General features: G+C 64.2%; 15 protein-coding genes and 1 pseudogene. 15 read left to right on the plus strand and 1 reads right to left on the minus strand.

The genetic code is table 11. From position 1 onward, the window contains the following. From WC739_RS19240 to WC739_RS19250, 3 genes and pseudogenes are all read left to right on the plus strand, one after another. Nucleotides 1-342: pseudogene (locus WC739_RS19240) on the plus strand (ABC transporter ATP-binding protein); the annotation flags it as partial. Beyond that, nucleotides 339-1,088, plus strand: coding sequence for an ABC transporter ATP-binding protein (locus tag WC739_RS19245; protein WP_372954614.1), 750 nt, complete (start codon nucleotides 339-341; stop codon nucleotides 1,086-1,088). The pseudogene WC739_RS19240 and the gene WC739_RS19245, both read left to right, overlap by 4 nt. Nucleotides 1,089-1,717: 629 nt before the next feature. Further along, nucleotides 1,718-2,995 (plus strand): 4-aminobutyrate--2-oxoglutarate transaminase, encoded by a 1,278-nt coding sequence (locus WC739_RS19250; RefSeq protein WP_372954615.1) that lies wholly within the window; start codon nucleotides 1,718-1,720, stop codon nucleotides 2,993-2,995. 114 nt (nucleotides 2,996-3,109) lie between these two features. On the opposite strand, the gene WC739_RS19255 is transcribed toward WC739_RS19250, so the two are convergent. Continuing rightward, nucleotides 3,110-4,363: an NAD(P)/FAD-dependent oxidoreductase gene (locus WC739_RS19255; protein WP_372954616.1), complete on the minus strand. Its 1,254-nt coding sequence runs from the start codon at nucleotides 4,361-4,363 to the stop codon at nucleotides 3,110-3,112. A gap of 433 nt (nucleotides 4,364-4,796) precedes the next feature. Between WC739_RS19255 and WC739_RS19260 the strand changes: the two genes are divergently transcribed. The 12 genes from WC739_RS19260 to ybeY all read left to right on the plus strand — a co-directional run bounded on the left by WC739_RS19260 (nucleotide 4,797) and on the right by ybeY (nucleotide 16,000). Then, a complete protein-coding gene (locus WC739_RS19260; RefSeq protein WP_372954617.1) occupies nucleotides 4,797-6,086 on the plus strand; it encodes an imelysin family protein in 1,290 nt (429 codons plus the stop codon). Between the two features lie 165 nt (nucleotides 6,087-6,251). Then, nucleotides 6,252-6,563: a (2Fe-2S)-binding protein gene (locus WC739_RS19265; RefSeq protein ID WP_372954618.1), complete on the plus strand. Its 312-nt coding sequence runs from the start codon at nucleotides 6,252-6,254 to the stop codon at nucleotides 6,561-6,563. Next, a complete protein-coding gene (gene bfr, locus WC739_RS19270; protein ID WP_372954619.1) occupies nucleotides 6,529-7,014 on the plus strand; it encodes a bacterioferritin in 486 nt (161 codons plus the stop codon). Before WC739_RS19265 ends, bfr begins: the two co-directional genes overlap by 35 nt. Before the next feature lie 12 nt (nucleotides 7,015-7,026). Further along, a complete protein-coding gene (locus WC739_RS19275; protein WP_372954620.1) occupies nucleotides 7,027-8,628 on the plus strand; it encodes a di-heme oxidoredictase family protein in 1,602 nt (533 codons plus the stop codon). Beyond that, nucleotides 8,628-9,707, plus strand: coding sequence for an imelysin family protein (locus tag WC739_RS19280; RefSeq protein ID WP_372954621.1), 1,080 nt, complete (start codon nucleotides 8,628-8,630; stop codon nucleotides 9,705-9,707). Before WC739_RS19275 ends, WC739_RS19280 begins: the two co-directional genes overlap by 1 nt. A gap of 2 nt (nucleotides 9,708-9,709) precedes the next feature. Next, complete coding sequence (locus WC739_RS19285; RefSeq protein ID WP_372954622.1) at nucleotides 9,710-10,816, plus strand: DUF1513 domain-containing protein; 1,107 nt, start codon at nucleotides 9,710-9,712, stop codon at nucleotides 10,814-10,816. Nucleotides 10,817-10,925: 109 nt separating this feature from the next. Beyond that, complete coding sequence (tsaB, locus tag WC739_RS19290; protein ID WP_372954623.1) at nucleotides 10,926-11,603, plus strand: tRNA (adenosine(37)-N6)-threonylcarbamoyltransferase complex dimerization subunit type 1 TsaB; 678 nt, start codon at nucleotides 10,926-10,928, stop codon at nucleotides 11,601-11,603. Further along, a complete protein-coding gene (gene rimI, locus WC739_RS19295; RefSeq protein ID WP_372954624.1) occupies nucleotides 11,604-12,098 on the plus strand; it encodes a ribosomal protein S18-alanine N-acetyltransferase in 495 nt (164 codons plus the stop codon). Between the two features lie 20 nt (nucleotides 12,099-12,118). After that, on the plus strand, nucleotides 12,119-12,919 hold the full coding sequence (locus tag WC739_RS19300) for a lysophospholipid acyltransferase family protein (RefSeq protein ID WP_372954625.1): 801 nt from the start codon (nucleotides 12,119-12,121) through the stop codon (nucleotides 12,917-12,919). A 76-nt stretch (nucleotides 12,920-12,995) separates the two neighbouring features. Continuing rightward, entirely contained in the window at nucleotides 12,996-14,405 is a 1,410-nt protein-coding gene (miaB, locus tag WC739_RS19305) for a tRNA (N6-isopentenyl adenosine(37)-C2)-methylthiotransferase MiaB (RefSeq protein ID WP_372954626.1), read from the plus strand. An 83-nt stretch (nucleotides 14,406-14,488) separates the two neighbouring features. Beyond that, nucleotides 14,489-15,481 (plus strand): PhoH family protein, encoded by a 993-nt coding sequence (locus WC739_RS19310; protein ID WP_372954627.1) that lies wholly within the window; start codon nucleotides 14,489-14,491, stop codon nucleotides 15,479-15,481. 18 nt (nucleotides 15,482-15,499) lie between these two features. Next, entirely contained in the window at nucleotides 15,500-16,000 is a 501-nt protein-coding gene (gene ybeY, locus WC739_RS19315; protein ID WP_372954628.1) for an rRNA maturation RNase YbeY, read from the plus strand. Nucleotides 16,001-16,085: the final 85 nt, after the last annotated feature.

Below are 16,085 nucleotides of genomic sequence, written 5' to 3' on the forward strand. Positions count from 1 at the left end.
GCCATGATGCTGATCGCCGGTCCGGAAATGATGATCGCCGACGAGCCGACCTCGGCGCTCGACGTGACCGTGCAGCTCGACGTGCTCGGCATCCTCGACAGGCTTGTCAGCGAGCGGGGCATGGGGTTGATCTTCATCTCGCATGATCTGCGGCTGGTCTCGTCTTTTTGCGACCGCGTCATCGTCATGTATGCCGGCAAGGTGGTCGAGCAACTCAAGGCCTCTGAATTGAGCCAGGCGCAGCACCCCTACACGCGCGGCCTCCTCAACTGCATGCCGAGGATCGGCTTCGAACGGCATCCGCTGCCGGTGCTCGACCGCAAGCCGGAGTGGGCGGCATGACGGCCGCAATTGCCATCGACGGGCTGGAAGTGGTCTTCGACCGGTTTCGAGCGCTGAAAGGTGTCAGCCTGGAAGTCAGGTCGGGAGAATCCTTCGGCCTTGTCGGCGAATCCGGCTCCGGCAAGTCGACGCTGCTCAGGGCCATCGCCGGCCTCGCGCCGGTCGCCTCGGGCTCCATCGCCGTCAACGGCAAGACGCTCGGCGCGCGCCGCGACAAGGCGTTCTACCGCGAAGTGCAGATGGTTTTCCAGGATCCCTATGGCTCGCTTCACCCCCGCCAGACCGTCGATCGCCTGCTGCAGGAACCACTGGCCATTCATGGTTTCGCCGATGGCGAAAAGCGCATCCAGCGGGCGCTCGACGAGGTTGGCCTCGGCAACGGCTTTCGCTTCCGCTACTCGCATCAGCTGTCGGGCGGCCAGCGCCAGCGCGTGGCGATCGCGCGCGCTCTTATCCTCGAACCCTCGATCCTGCTGCTCGACGAGCCGACCTCGGCCCTCGATGCCTCGGTTCAGGCGGAAGTGCTCAACCTGCTGGAAGAGGTTCGCCGGCGCCGCAAGCTGACCTTTCTTATGGTCAGCCACGACCTCGCCATCATCACCCACATGTGCGAACGGCTCATGGTCATGCAGAGTGGCGAGGCGGTGGAGCATCTCACGGCGAGCCAGCTCATCGGGCACCGCGTGACCGAGGATTATACGCGCAACCTGTTGCGGGCGTCCGAGGGGTTTGTGAGAACCGCTTGAATCGTCTTCCTATGCGAACCAATCGTCTTTAGGGAACTCCAATGGAGGAATGGAAGTTCGCGGACCCGCCCAATGTCGCGGTGCTGTCGGACAAAGGCATCTTTAGAAGTGGCGAATGGATCGCTTATGTTGTGCATGAGCCGACGACGACGACAGCTTCAACGATGAAGGCGGCGGTTGGCAATTCCACGGCAGCGACGCCAGCAATAAGGACGAACGCGAGATAATGGTCGTCGCCCTGCAAACGGTGGTTAAGCTCGACGAGAGCATCCTGGCGTTGGTGGATTTGCCGAAAGGCTGGCACGCCTGGCGCAGCTCCACCTCGTCGCCTTGGCAGCGAGCCAGGTCGCTCCCTGTGCCGTCCAACGACAACGAATGATCGGCAGGTCTTAAGCTCGACCTTGTAAAGGCTCTCGCTCCCGAAGGCAGGCGGTGCGTCCGTTTTTCGGCTCCCTGGTCCTGAACCAGCACCCATAGAGCCATGGCAAGAACAACGACGTACCGTGCCAACCGGCCCCTGCCGGGACACAGGCCCAATTGCCTGCCAGTGGTGCTGGCTTGAGGAAAATGTAAAATAAGCTCAGAACGATGATCGAAAAAGAACGGGCGCCGGCCCGATGAGGGATATCATGAACAACGCAGCCATTTCCGAACGCAAGAACCACTCGATCTCGCGCGGCGTCGGCATGACCACGCAGATTTACGCCGACCGGGCCGAGAACTCGGAAATCTGGGACGTCGAGGGCCGTCGCTATATCGATTTCTCCTCCGGCATCGCTGTGGTCAACACCGGTCACCGGCATCCCAGGGTGATCGAGGCGGTGAAGGCACAGCTCGACCGCTTCACCCACACCTGCCACCAGGTGGTGCCTTATGAAAGCTATGTGCGGCTGGCCGAGAGGCTGAACGCCATGCTGCCCGGCAAGTTCGAGAAGAAGACGATCTTCGTCACCACCGGCGCCGAGGCGGTCGAGAACGCCGTCAAGATCGCCCGCAACGCCACCGGCCGGCCGGCCGTCATCGCTTTCGCCGGCGGCTTCCACGGCCGTACCTTCATGGGCATGGCGCTGACCGGCAAGGTCGTGCCCTACAAGGTCGGTTTCGGCGCCATGCCGGGTGATGTCTACCATGCGCCGTTCCCGGTGCCGCTGCATGGCGTGACGGTGGCCGATTCGCTGGCTGCGCTCGACCGCCTGTTCAAGGCCGATGTCGATCCCGCCCGCGTCGCCGCCATCATCATCGAGCCGGTCCAGGGCGAGGGCGGCTTCTACGACGCCCCGCGTGAGTTCCTGACGGCACTGCGCAAGCTCTGCGACCAGCACGGAATGCTGCTCATCGCCGACGAGGTGCAGACCGGCTTTGCCCGCACCGGCAAGATGTTCGCGATGGATCACCATGAAGTGGCGGCAGACATAACCACGCTGGCCAAGAGCCTGGCCGGCGGCTTCCCGCTGGCGGCGGTCACCGGCCGCGCCGACATCATGGACGCCCCCGGTCCCGGAGGCCTCGGCGGCACCTATGGCGGCAGCCCGATCGGCGTGGCGGCGGCCCATGCCGTGCTCGACGTGATCGAGGACGAAAGACTGTGCGATCGCGCCAACACGCTGGGCGCGCGGCTGAAGCAGCGGCTGCAGTCGATCCGCGACGACGTGCCTGAGATCGTCGACATCAGGGGCCTCGGCTTCATGAACGCAGTCGAGTTTAACGACGTCAAGAAGGGCCTGCCGTCGGCAGAGATCGCCAATGCGATCCGGCTGAAGGCGCTCGACAAGGGGCTGATCCTGCTGACCTGCGGCGTCTACGGCAACGTCATCCGCTTCCTGGCGCCGATCACCATCCAGGACGAGGTCATGAACGAGGCGCTCGACATCCTGGAAAGCGCGATCCGCGAAGTCTGCGCCGCCTGAGCGCCTACCTTCCCCCTCGTGGGGAGGGTCGCTGCGAGGCAGCGGGGCGGGCGGCGCCATGCCCCACCCGGACCTGCGGTCCGACCTCCCCACAAGGGGGAGGTAAAGCGGCGTCTAGCCCGCAGCCCTTGCCGCCTCATCCTGCTGAAACGCGGCAAGCGCCGCTTTCAGCCCCTCGGGTCCCATGGCCACAGTCTCCGGCCTGGGCGAGAAGCCAGCACCCAGCATCTTGCGGCCGAGCATGTGGTCGCCGGGACGATTGACCGATTCGATGCCGAGCAGGCGGTCTCCAGCAAAGTGATAGATCGAGAACTTGTTGTCGGGCAGGTCGCCCAGCACAACATGGCTGTCACCGCCGGCGGTCAGCCCGACCATCTGCAGCTTCATGTCGCCGATGTCGGACCAGAACCACGGCACCGCCGAATACGCGTCGGCATGGCCCGATATGGTGCGGGCGGCGAGCCGCGCCTGGTCGGTGGCGTTCTGCACCGATTCCAGCCGCACGTCGCCGCCGGTGAACCAGTGCCGGTAGGAGGCCGCGTCGCCTATGGCGAGGATTTCCGGCACTGAACTGCGCATCTGGTGATCAACGCGGATGCCATTGGCGATGGCAAGGCCGGCGTCCTGCGCCAGCTCGACATTGGGCACGGCACCGATGCCGACGATGACCATGCGCGCCGGCAGCCTTTCGCCGGTCGATGTGATTGCAGCAGCGACGTGGCCGTTCTCACCTTCCAGCCTTGCAATCGAGGTGCCGGTGAGAATGCGCACCCCGGTTGCTTCCAGACGCTGGCGGACATGGCTCGCCACCACCGGCGCCACCGCGCGGCCGAGCAGACGGTCGACGGCCTCCACCACTGTGACCGCGCGGCCTGCCGCTCTCAGCGTCGCGGCGATCTCAAGCCCGATGAAACCGCCACCCAGGATAACGACCTCGTCACTCCGCGCGCTGAGCTCGCGGATCCGCCGAGCATCGGTCAGCGAGCGCAGCGACACCACGCCGGACAGATCGAAGCCCGGCAGCGGCAGGACGCGGGGGCGCGATCCTGTCGCCAGGATCAGATGGTCGAAGGCAATTTCGCCGCCGCCGGCGATGTCCAGGAGCCGCCGCCCAGCGTCGATCCGCTCGATCCTGATCCCGGGACGGAAGTCGATGGCGCTGCCGGTGTAGAAGGTTTCGCCCCGCAAGGGTTGTGGCCTGGCCTCCACATCCTTGATGAAGCTCTTCGACAGCGGCGGCTTGTGGTATGGCAGTTCGTTCTCGTCGCTGACGAGGATCACCGGCCCATCATAGCCATCCTCGCGCAGACTGGCGGCCGCCTGCACGCCCGCATGACCCGCGCCGACAATGACCACACCGTTCTTCATCGCATTCAAATCCCGATTCGATCCTAGCATCTTCCGCGACGTGGCAATTGTCTGACGCCGCCGCGACAACGCTTTTGCGGGTCGCACCCGGAATGGCGGCTGTCAATCGCACAGTTGCACGGCAAGGCGGGCCGGACGAGCGCGTAAAGTTGACAGTGGTAGTTTAGAATAATTCTAAACTATTGTTTCAATTGGTTTTTCCTGTCGATTTTCGTTGACTTCCTGCGGCGTCGAAGCTTTATGGAGGCTCGCGCATTGGCGCATCCCTTTGATGTTTGGGCCTTGAACCCTTTCGATTGGAGGCATCTAGGTGTCTTTCTTCAGCGAACCGCGCGACAGCGCGTCACGTCTTGCGCCTCTCGGCACCCCCATGGCCCGGCGCAGCTTCGCGCGTGCGCCGTTTACAGAATTTCCCAGGAATTGGAGAGCGATAATGACAGCACGATATGGCGGCAGGCTTGCGGCGATCGGCGCCACGGCGCTGCTGACGGCAGCGGTATTTGTGCTGCCGGCCAAGGCTGAAACCGATATCAAGGCGGTCATCACGACCTATTCCGACATCGCACTGGCCAAATACGAGGATTCGCTGACCACCGCTCAGGCGCTCGACAAGGCTGTCGACGCCCTGCTCGCCAGTCCGTCGGCCGAGACGCTCGGTGCTGCCCGCGACGCCTGGAAGGCCTCGCGCGTCCCCTACCAGCAGACGGAGGTCTACCGCTTCGGCAACAAGATCGTCGACGACTGGGAAGGCAAGGTGAATTCCTGGCCGCTCGACGAGGGCCTGATTGACTATGTCGCCAAGAGCTATGGCTCCGAATCGGACGCGAACGCGCTCTATACGGCCAATGTCATTGCCAACAAGGAGATCGAGATCAACGGCAAGAAGGTCGATGCGACGAACCTCACGCCGGAATTCCTGTCCGGCACGCTGCAGGAGGCCGGCGGCATCGAAGCCAACGTCGCCACCGGTTATCACGCCATCGAGTTCCTGCTTTGGGGCCAGGACCTGCATGGCACCGGGCCGGGCGCCGGCGAGCGTCCCTACACCGACTATGACCTCAAGCATTGCACCGGCGGCAATTGCGACCGCCGCGCCCAGTACCTGAAGTCGGCCAGCGATCTCCTGGTCTCCGACCTTCAGGAGATGGTCGGCAACTGGAAGCAGGACGGCGCCGCGCGCAAGGCCCTCCTCGACGGCGAGCCGAACACCGCCATCGCGACGATCTTCACCGGAATGGGCTCGCTCTCCTACGGCGAACTGGCCGGTGAGCGCATGAAGCTCGGCCTGCTGCTGCACGATCCTGAAGAGGAGCATGACTGCTTTTCCGACAACACCTACAATTCCCATCTCAACGACGCCGTCGGCATCCGCGCCGCCTACCACGCGAGCTATACCAGGCTCGACAGCACGGTCGTCTCGGGCCCCTCTGTCGCCGATATGGTGAAGGCCGCCGATCCGGCGATCGACAAGGAGCTGTCGGACAAGCTCGACGTCACCGTCGCCAAGATGGAGGCGATCAAGGCCCGGGCCGAGGCCGGCGAGGCTTATGACCAGCAGATCGCGGAAGGCAACACCGAGGGCAACGCAACCGTGCAGGCGGCGATCGACGCGCTGATCGACCAGACCAAGTCCATCGAACGTGCCGTCGGCTCCCTGAAGCTCAACGCCATCGCCTTCGAGGGTTCCGACAGCCTCGACGCGCCGGACAAGGTATTTCAGTGATTACTGAAAACCAGAGGTATTTCAGTAAATGCTGAAAACCTGAGGTATTTCAGAAAGTCGTGATGCTGGAGCCCGATCTGGAGCCGCACAGTCGGTTTCAAAATGGGCTCCAGGAAGAACCAAGCCACACGGCGCGGAGCCGCCGTCAGCCATCCGGACACCAAGATGCTGATCTGCCATTGCAACATCATCACCGAGAAGGAGATCGAGCAGACAATCATCGATCTGCTGGACCAGGACCCCTGGCAACTTATCGTGCCGGCAAAGATCTACCACACGATGCATAAGCGGGGGCGCTGTTGCGGCTGCTTCCCAAATGTGGTCGAAACGATCATTCGGGTTACCGAAAATTACCACGCCCGCTCGCAGACAAGCAGCGTGGATATCGTTTCACACCTGGATCGCGTCAGAAGCCTGCGCGTCCAATACGGGAGCAGAGAGCATGAAAGGCGATCCGCGAATCATAGAGCGGCTTAACGAGGCTCTTTTTCTGGAGCTCGGTGCCGTCAATCAGTATTGGGTGCATTTCCGTCTGCTTGAGGATTGGGGATATGCCAAGCTGGCAAAGAAAGAACGGGCGGAATCGATCGAGGAGATGCACCATGCCGACCGGCTCGTGGCCCGCATCATCTTCCTTGAAGGCCACCCGAACCTGCAGTCCGTGGCGCCGCTGCGCATCGGCCAGAACGTGAAGGAAGTGCTCGAATCCGACCTTGCCGGTGAATATGACGCGCGTACCGCCTACAAGCGTTCGCGCGAGATCTGCAACGAGGCCGGCGACTACGTGACGATGAAGCTGTTCGAGGAATTGCTGGCCGACGAGGAGGGTCACATCGACTTCCTCGAGACGCAGCTCGACCTGCTTGCCTCGATCGGCGAGGAAAAATACGGCCAGCTCAACGCCGCATCGGCGGACGAGGCGGAGTAAGGGCATGCGGGAATGCGGCGCCTGCTAGAATTCATGCGCCGCCTGCGGCGAGCCGATGGCTTGCCGCCCCTTCGGAAAACGCCCGCCGGATTGGTTCGCCGGCGCGGCGCCTTCCTTCTGTTGATGCTCACGTCTTCCGCTATTGCGGGTGATCTCCAGCCCGCCGGCCTTGCCACAACGCGAACCGACCTCAATCCCAAGGATCAGGCCCGCGTCACCGCCATCACCAGGCCGACGTCGGATTTTTCCAAGCCCGAGCAGTTCGAACTGATGCAGGGTGGCGCCGGGACGTCGCAAAAGGACGTCAGCCGCGATTCCTTCTCGCAATCCTCGGCCAACATCAGCTTCGAGGAAGAGGGGACGTTCAAGCTCGGCAATGCCCTCTTTCGCAAGAATTGGGTGTCCTCGCCGTCTTCGACGCAGGCCTCGGACGGGCTCGGCCCGCTGTTCAACGAACGCGCCTGCCAGAACTGTCACCTGAAGGACGGCCGCGGCCGTCCGCCGCAAGGCGACGCCGGCACCACGTCCATGTTCTTGCGCCTGGCGCGCGGAGCGAGCGATGCGGAGGAACGCGCGGCGCTCGCCGACAAGCGGGTACTCAACTACCCCGACCCGGTCTACGGCGCGCAATTGCAGGAACTGGCCGTGCCCGGCCTGCGCGGCGAAGGCAGGATGCGGGTCGATTACCAGGAGCGGAAGGTGACGCTGGCGGACGGCGCGGCGGTTTCGCTGCGCAAACCCGTCTATTCGGTCACCGATCTCGCCTATGGGCCTCTCGATCCGCGCACCACGCTGTCACCGCGCCTGACACCGCCGATGATCGGTCTGGGCCTGATCGAGCAGATCGCGCCGGCGGACATCCTCGCCCATGCCGATCCCGACGACCAGAACGGCGATGGCATCTCGGGCAAGCCCAACATCGTGCGCGACGGCCTGAGCGGGGAGCTGACGCTTGGCCGTTTCGGCTGGAAGGCGCAGACCGCATCGATCCGTCAGCAGGCGGCGGATGCCTTTGCCGGCGACATCGGCATCTCGACGCCGGAAGAGCCGAAACACTGGGGCGACTGCACCGCCGCCGAAGGCAAGTGTCTCTCCATGCCGGACGGCGTGCAGGAGCGCCTTGGCCCGGTCGAGGCGCCGGCGCCGGTGATGGATCTCGTGACTTTCTACTCACGAAACCTGGCCGTACCGGCGCGCCGCGATCTTGACTCGCGGCAGGTGCTCGCCGGCAAGAAAATGTTCTACGAGATCGGCTGCGTCTCCTGTCACACGCCGAAATTCGTCACCCGTCGGGATGCCCCCGACAAGGCGCAGGCCTTCCAGTTGATCTGGCCCTATTCCGACTTCCTGCTACACGACATGGGACCGGACCTGGCGGACGGCCAGGCCGTCGGCGACGCGATGGGCAGCGAGTGGCGCACCCCGCCGCTGTGGGGCATCGGTCTGACCGGGGCGGTCAACGGCAATGTTTTTTTCCTGCATGACGGTCGTGCCCGCACCCTGACGGAGGCCATCCTGTGGCATGGTGGCGAGGCACGCATGGCGCGCGATGGTTTCGCGAACGCCGACGCGACCGATCGCGATGCGCTGGTCAAATTCCTGGAGTCCCTTTGATGCTGAAGCGATCCGCGCTGGTTCTGGTCGTCCCCTTGGCCTTGCTCTGCGCCTTCCCGGCCAGCGCGGCGGTGAAGGCCTCCGAAATCATCCAGCGGTCCATCGATGGCTTTGTCCGTCCGGCCTATGCCAGCCTGCATGACCAGGCCCGAACCTTGACGGTTTCGATGCGCGAGCTCTGCGCCTCGCCTTCGCAAGGGGAGCTTGACGCAGCGCGTACCGCGTTCGACGCCACTGTCGATGCCTGGTCATCGGCCGAAATCATCGCTTTCGGGCCGATCAAGGAGGACAACCGGCTGGAGCGCATGCTGTTCTGGCCGGACCGCAAGAGCATCGGCCTGAAACAGGTGCAGGCGGCCCTGGCGGACAAGGACCCAACCGCCACCGATCCGGCCCGCCTTGCCGGCAAGAGCGTCGGCATGCAGGGGCTGGGCGCGCTGGAGTTCGTGCTCTACGGCGACGGCGCCGATGCGCTGGCGGGCAAAGCCGATCCCTACCGCTGCGCCTACGGTGCGGCGATTGCCGGCAACATCGAAACCATGGCCGGCGAGGTCAGCGACGCCTGGAACAAGCCGGACGGCTTCTCGGCCCTCTGGGCCAATCCGGGACCCCAAAACCCGCTCTACCGCGACGGCAACGAAGCGGTGACCGAACTGGTCGGCGTCTTCATCAAAGAGCTGGAAATGGTGCGCGACGTGCGTCTGAAAGCGTTCTTTGGCGGCAAGCCGGATGCCGACAAGCCGAAACAGGCGATTTACTGGCGCTCGCGAAACACCACCAAGTCGCTGGCCGCAAACCTGTCGGGGATGGATGCGCTGTTCCAGGCGTCGAAACTTGGCGACGCCTTGCCGTCCGACGCGCGCTGGATGGCGGAATCGATCCATATCCAGCTGGTCAATGGCGTCACCACCGCGAAGTCCATCAGCGGTCCGATCGACGAGGCGCTCGCCGACCCGGCATCGCGCGACAAGCTCGACCATTTCGCGCTGATCACCTCAAGCCTCTCGACCCTGATCGGCACCAGGCTAACTGCAGAATTCGGACTGACCGCGGGCTTCTCGTCGCTGGACGGGGACTGAGCATGAGAACACCCCTGATAGACCGACGCGATTTCCTCAAGGCCGCGGGAATCGGCCTCGCTTCGGCAATGACACCGTCCGCATGGGCGGCGACGCTTGCGGCGGATGCAATCTTCGCAACCGCTTTCGTTAAGCGCGACGGCAGTTTCGGCGCCGCTGTCCTCTCCGAGGCCGGCAAGGTCTTGCACGCCATCGACCTGCCCGACCGCGGCCACGACGTCACCTTCGATCCGATATCGAAGCGTTCCGTGGTGTTTGCCCGCCAGCCAGGCACCTTTGCCGTGGTTTTCGATCACTCCGGCCGTGACGCGCCGCTGACCATCGCCAGCATCAGCGGCCGGCATTTCTTCGGCCATGGCGTTTTCTCTCCCGATGGCGCCTTGCTCTATGCCACCGAGAATGATTTCGACAACGCGGCCGGCGTGGTCGGCGTCTACGATGCAAAGGCGAAATTCAGCCGTATCGGCGAATTTCCGACCTACGGCATGGGGCCGCACGAACTGCTGCTGCTGGGCGACGGCAGGACGATCGCCGTTGCCAATGGCGGCATCGAGACCCACCCGGACTATGGTCGCGCCGAGCTGAACATCGCCACCATGAAACCGTCCTATGTGCTGATCGACCGCGTCACCGGCGACCTGATCGAGACGCATGAACTGCCGGCGGCCCTGCACCAATTGTCTATCCGCCACATGGACACGGATCGGTCCGGCACCGTCTGGTTCGGCTGCCAGTACCGGGGGCCGGGCACCGATGGTCCGCCGCTGGTCGGCCGCGCAGCGCGCGGCAAGGAGTTGCAACTGCTCGATATGCCGGGCGACGTTCTTTCGGGCCTGCGCAATTATATCGGCTCGGTCGCCGCCAATCCGGTTGCCGGCACCGTCGCGGTCTCGTCGCCGGAGGGCAATTCGCTTGTCGTCATCGATGCGGCGAGCGGGCGTGTCGTTTCGAACAGCGCGCTGATCGAGGTCTGTGGCATTGCGCCCGACGGAACCGGCTTCATGGCCACCACCGGCGCCGGCGAGATTATCGAGGGAAGCGGTGCGACGCGATCCGAACCGGACTATGTCTGGGACAACCACATGCTGCGCATCGAGCCGGCCGCCTAGGTCGCTGTCCGCCGCGCTGAAACGAAGCCGCTTAACAATTCTGCACTATCCTCTTGCGGTGGCGCGCCATGGCGGGCAGAGGAAACGTGGTTCTTGAGCTGGGCACTTCATGAAATTGCTTGCCATCGACTGTGCCGCCAATCTCTGCGCTGCTTGTGTCTATGACGCGGCGGCGAAGCGGGAGCTTGGCCGCTCGGTGCTCGATCTCGGCAAGGGCCATGCCGAACATCTGATGGCCGTCATCGGCGAAGCGCTCCAGGAGGCCGCAACCGACTATGCCGGTCTCGACGCGATCGCCGTGTCCGTCGGCCCTGGGTCCTTTACCGGCCTGCGCGTCGGTGTCTCGACGGCGCGCGGCCTGGCGCTTGCTCTGAAAATTCCTGCGATCGGCGTGACGACGCTCGAGGCGCTGGCCGCGGATGCGGCATCAGCATTTCGGGGCCGCGCCGTGCTTGCCGCGCTCGATGCCGGTCGCGAGGAAATCCATGCCGCACTGTATGATGAAACGTCAGTCCTGACTTACGGTCCGTCAGTGATCACGTTGGCCGAAGCCGTAGCCGTGGCGACCGAACATTCCGCCGTGCTGGCCGGCACCGCCGCCGCGTCCATCGCCGCGGTGGCCGGGCCTGGGTTTGATCTCGGCCCGCGGACGGCCACGGCCGATATCGTCACCTATGCGCGCCTGGCCGCCGCCAAAGGCGCCGGTGAGAGGCCGAAGCCACTCTATCTGCGCGGCGCCGACGCGAAGCCGCAGGCCGGTTTCATTCTATCGAGGCAACGGGACTAGATGCGTATTCCTTTCCTCCAGGGCCGCCGCCGGGACTACGCGCTCCAGCCGCTGAAGATCGCCGACAGCCCGGCGGTTTCGCTGCTGCATCGCGAGGATTTCGTCCGGCCCTGGACCGACGGCGAATTCGCGGCCCTGCTCGAACAGGATACCGTTTTCGGCTATGCGGCGCGTGAAACCGGGCAGGGCGCCAAGCCGCCTGTCGGCTTCGTGCTGGCGAGGCTGGCGGCCGGCGAGGGCGAAATCCTCACCGTCGCGGTCGCGCGATCGCATCGCAGGCAGGGACTGGGCTGGCAGCTGATGGACGGGGTGCTGCGCGAACTGCACGCGCAACGCGCCGAGGCGTTGTTTCTCGAGGTCGACGAGACCAACGTCGCCGCGATCGCGCTTTACCGGCGGCTTGGCTTCCGCGAGGTGGGCAAGCGCCCGAACTACTACAAATCGCCGGAGCACGGACCGACCGGCGCGCTTGTCATGCGTCGCGATCTTCGCTAGCCAGAGGCCGGGGTAGGTCGATGATCAAGAAAATCAGGATTGTCCTGGCGCTGGGATTTGTCGCCGCCGGCTCGGCGGTGCTCGTGCCGTTGCAGATCCTGTCGATGAAGACCGGCTGGTGGCCTGAAACCTCGATACTCAAGATCTGGCACAGGATGATCATCCGGGCGCTGGGCATGCGCATCCATGTCAGGGGAACGCTGTCCGACCAGCGCCCGCTGCTGGTGGCGGCGAACCATATCTCATGGACCGATATCATGGTTCTCGGCTCTTTTGCCGATGTGAAGTTCATCGCCAGGGCCGATATGGAAGGCTGGCCGCTGATCGGCATGCTGTCGAAGCTGCAGCGCACCGTCTTCATCGAGCGCGAGCGCAAGCGTTCCTCGGGCGACCAGGCAAGCGAGATCGGCAGCCGCATGGCCAAGGGCGACGCCATGGTGCTATTCGCCGAGGGCTCGACCGGCGACGGCAACATGATCCTGCCGTTCAAGAGCACGCTGTTCGGCGCCGCCTCGATGGCGATCACGGAAGGTGCTGCGCAACAAGTGTTCATCCAGCCGGTGGCGATCGTCTATACGCGCCTGCACGGCGTGCCGCTCGGCCGCCGGCACCGGCCGCTTGCCGCCTGGATCGGCGATGAGGACCTGATGCCGCATCTCAAGGTGCTTATGGCGGAGGGCGCCCTCGACGTCGAGGTGCATTTCGGCGACCCGATCACCTTCTCCAAGGGGTCGAACCGCAAGGAAATCGCCAGACAGATGGAGAGCCAGGTGAGCGCGATGGTGCAGGCGGCGCTCGCCGATCCCCTTCCCAGCCGGTAGCGGGGGCCTGGCGTTTGCGGAGCGCATACCGAGAATCGTCTGTTTTTTGTCATCGAAAGGCGTTAGAAGCCGCCGGATGGACTTGAACACGATTGAAAGCGACGGCATCGGCAGCGCGGCCGGAGAGCCCCCGATGCTCTCGACGACAGCGAAAAAGGTCTTCATCAAGACCTATGGCTGCCAGATGAACGTCTATGATTCACAGCGCATGAGCGATGCGCTGGCCGCCGACGGCTACACCGCGACCGACGCCATCGGCGAGGCTGATCTCGTGCTGCTCAACACCTGTCACATCAGGGAGAAAGCGGCCGAAAAGGTCTATTCCGAACTTGGCCGTATCCGCGACATGAAGGCTGAACGCGCCCTGGCCGGCCGTGAGATGCTGGTCGGCGTCGCCGGCTGCGTGGCGCAGGCCGAAGGCGCCGAGATCATCCGCCGCTCGCCTGCGGTCGACCTGGTCATCGGCCCGCAGACCTATCACCGGCTGCCCGGCGTGCTGGCGCGGGTGCGCGGCGGCGAAAAGATCGTCGAGACCGACTACGCCATCGAAGACAAGTTCGACCACCTGCCGCGCCCCGAGCGCGCCGAAATCATCAAGCGCGGCGTCACTGCTTTCCTCACCGTGCAGGAAGGATGCGACAAGTTCTGCACCTTCTGCGTGGTGCCTTACACCAGGGGCTCCGAAGTGTCGCGGCCGGTGTCGCGCATCGTGGCCGAGGCGGAGCGCCTGGCCGAGGCCGGCGTTCGTGAGGTGACCCTGCTTGGCCAGAACGTCAATGCCTGGCATGGACAGGGCCCGGATGGCAAGGAATGGGGTCTTGGCCGGCTGCTGTTCCGGCTGGCCGACATCCCCGGACTGGCGCGCTTGCGTTACACAACCAGCCACCCGCGCGACATGGATGACGAATTGATCGCGGCCCACCGCGACCTGCCGGCGCTGATGCCTTATCTGCATCTGCCGGTGCAATCGGGGTCCGACCGCATCCTCAAGGCGATGAACCGTCGGCATACGGCAAAGGATTATCTGGCGCTGCTCGACCGCATTCGTGCGGCGCGGCCCGATATCGCGCTTTCCGGCGACTTCATCGTTGGTTTCCCCGGCGAGACGGAAGCCGATTTCGAGGCGACCATGGACCTGGTGCGCCACGTGAACTACGCCTCGGCGTTCTCGTTCAAATACTCGCCGCGCCCCGGCACGCCGGGCGCCGAGATGGCCGATCATGTGCCGGAAACCGTCAAGGACGAGCGCCTGCAAAGGCTGCAGGCGCTGCTCCTCAAGCAGCAGCAGGACTTTGGGTCGAGCCTCGTCGGCAGCATCATCGACACGCTGATCGAGAAGCCCGGCCGCCAGGCTGGCCAGAAGGTTGGACGCTCGCCTTGGCTGCAGCCGGTTATTGTTGATGAAAAGGCCGGCGAAATCGGTGACATTATCCAGGTGCGAATCACGAAGACGGGCTACAACAGCCTGTTCGCCGAATTGGCCTGAGGGTCTCGGCAGATGAGGAGAGACGGTTGAGCCCAGCAGAGCTGAAGAACCTGCCCCCGGTACCGGCATCTGGGGCTTCTGACATGGCGCACATCGTTCTGACTTTCGACAACAACAAGCTTGCCAGCGCCCTTTATGGCCAGTTCGACGAGAACCTGGCGAGGCTCGAGCAGAAGCTCGGCGTCGACATTCGTTCGCGCGGCAACCAATTGACCATCAAGGGCTCCGCATCGGCCGCCGAGCAGGCGCGCAGGGCCTTGGACAATCTTTACGGGATCCTGCAGAAGGGCGTCGATATCGGCCAGTCCGACGTCGACGGGGCGGTCCGCATGGCGATCGCCGCCGATGACCAGCTGACGCTGCCGACGCTGGAGCGCAGGGGCAAGGTCTCGGCCGCGCAGATATCCACCCGCAAGAAGACGATCTATGCCCGCTCGTTGAACCAGGACGCCTATATGCGGGCGCTGGAGCGCTCGGAGCTGGTGTTCGGCATCGGCCCGGCCGGCACCGGCAAGACCTACCTGGCGGTGGCGCATGCGGCGATGCTGCTCGAACGCGGCATGGTCGAACGCATCATCCTGTCGCGGCCGGCGGTCGAGGCCGGCGAGCGGCTCGGCTTCCTGCCGGGCGACATGAAGGAAAAGGTCGATCCCTATCTGCGCCCGCTCTACGACGCGCTTTACGACATGATGCCGGCCGACAAGGTCGAACGCGCCATTGCCGCCGAAGTCATCGAGATCGCGCCGCTCGCCTTCATGCGCGGCCGCACGCTGGCGCACGCGGCCGTCATCCTCGACGAGGCGCAAAACACCACCCCGATGCAGATGAAGATGTTCCTGACGCGTCTGGGCGAGAATTCGCGGATGATCGTCACCGGCGATCCGACCCAGATCGACCTGCCGCCAAGCACCAAATCCGGCCTCGTTGAAGCCCTGCGTGTGCTCGACGGCGTGGCGGGCGCGGTGACCGTGCGCTTCAACGATGTCGACGTCGTCCGCCATCCGCTCGTCGCTGAAATCGTCAGGGCCTACGACCGCGACGCCAAGCTGGCGCGCGGCCTCGGTGCCGAGAACTGATCCTGGCGATGCGGCTTCATGCCTGAGGACAAGCTATCCGTCGACGGACATTCCCCCGTCGACATCGACATATCGGTCGAGGCGGGCGACTGGCCCGATGAGGCCAGCCTGACGCGGCTGGTCGATAGGGCGGTTGATGCTGCCTTCGCCGAGACCGGCGTGTCGGGCCAATCCGAACTCAGCATCGTTTTTTCAGACGACGCCCATATCCAGGCCCTCAATGCCGGCTGGCGCGGCAAGGACAAGCCCACCAACGTCTTGTCTTTCCCGGCTTTTCCATATGTGCAAGGCAACCCACTGCCACCGATGCTGGGCGACATCGTGCTCGCCGCCGAGACGGTTTCAAACGAAGCGGCGCTGGAAGACAAGCCTGTCGAGAACCATATCACCCATCTCGTCATCCATGGCCTGCTGCACCTGCTCGGCCGTGATCACGAGACCGATGCCGAGGCCGAGGAGATGGAGGCCATCGAGCGTGCCGCGCTTGCAAGGCTTGCCATTCCCGATCCCTACGCGTAACTACATCTGACAATTGACCGGACGACGATGAACGACAAACCAGAGACTGCCGCCCGCCCCGACGCCGGCAGTGCGACCAAGGCTT

The sequence above is a fragment of the Mesorhizobium sp. genome, from assembly GCF_041661565.1.
Classification (GTDB): Bacteria; Pseudomonadota; Alphaproteobacteria; order Rhizobiales; family Rhizobiaceae; genus Mesorhizobium.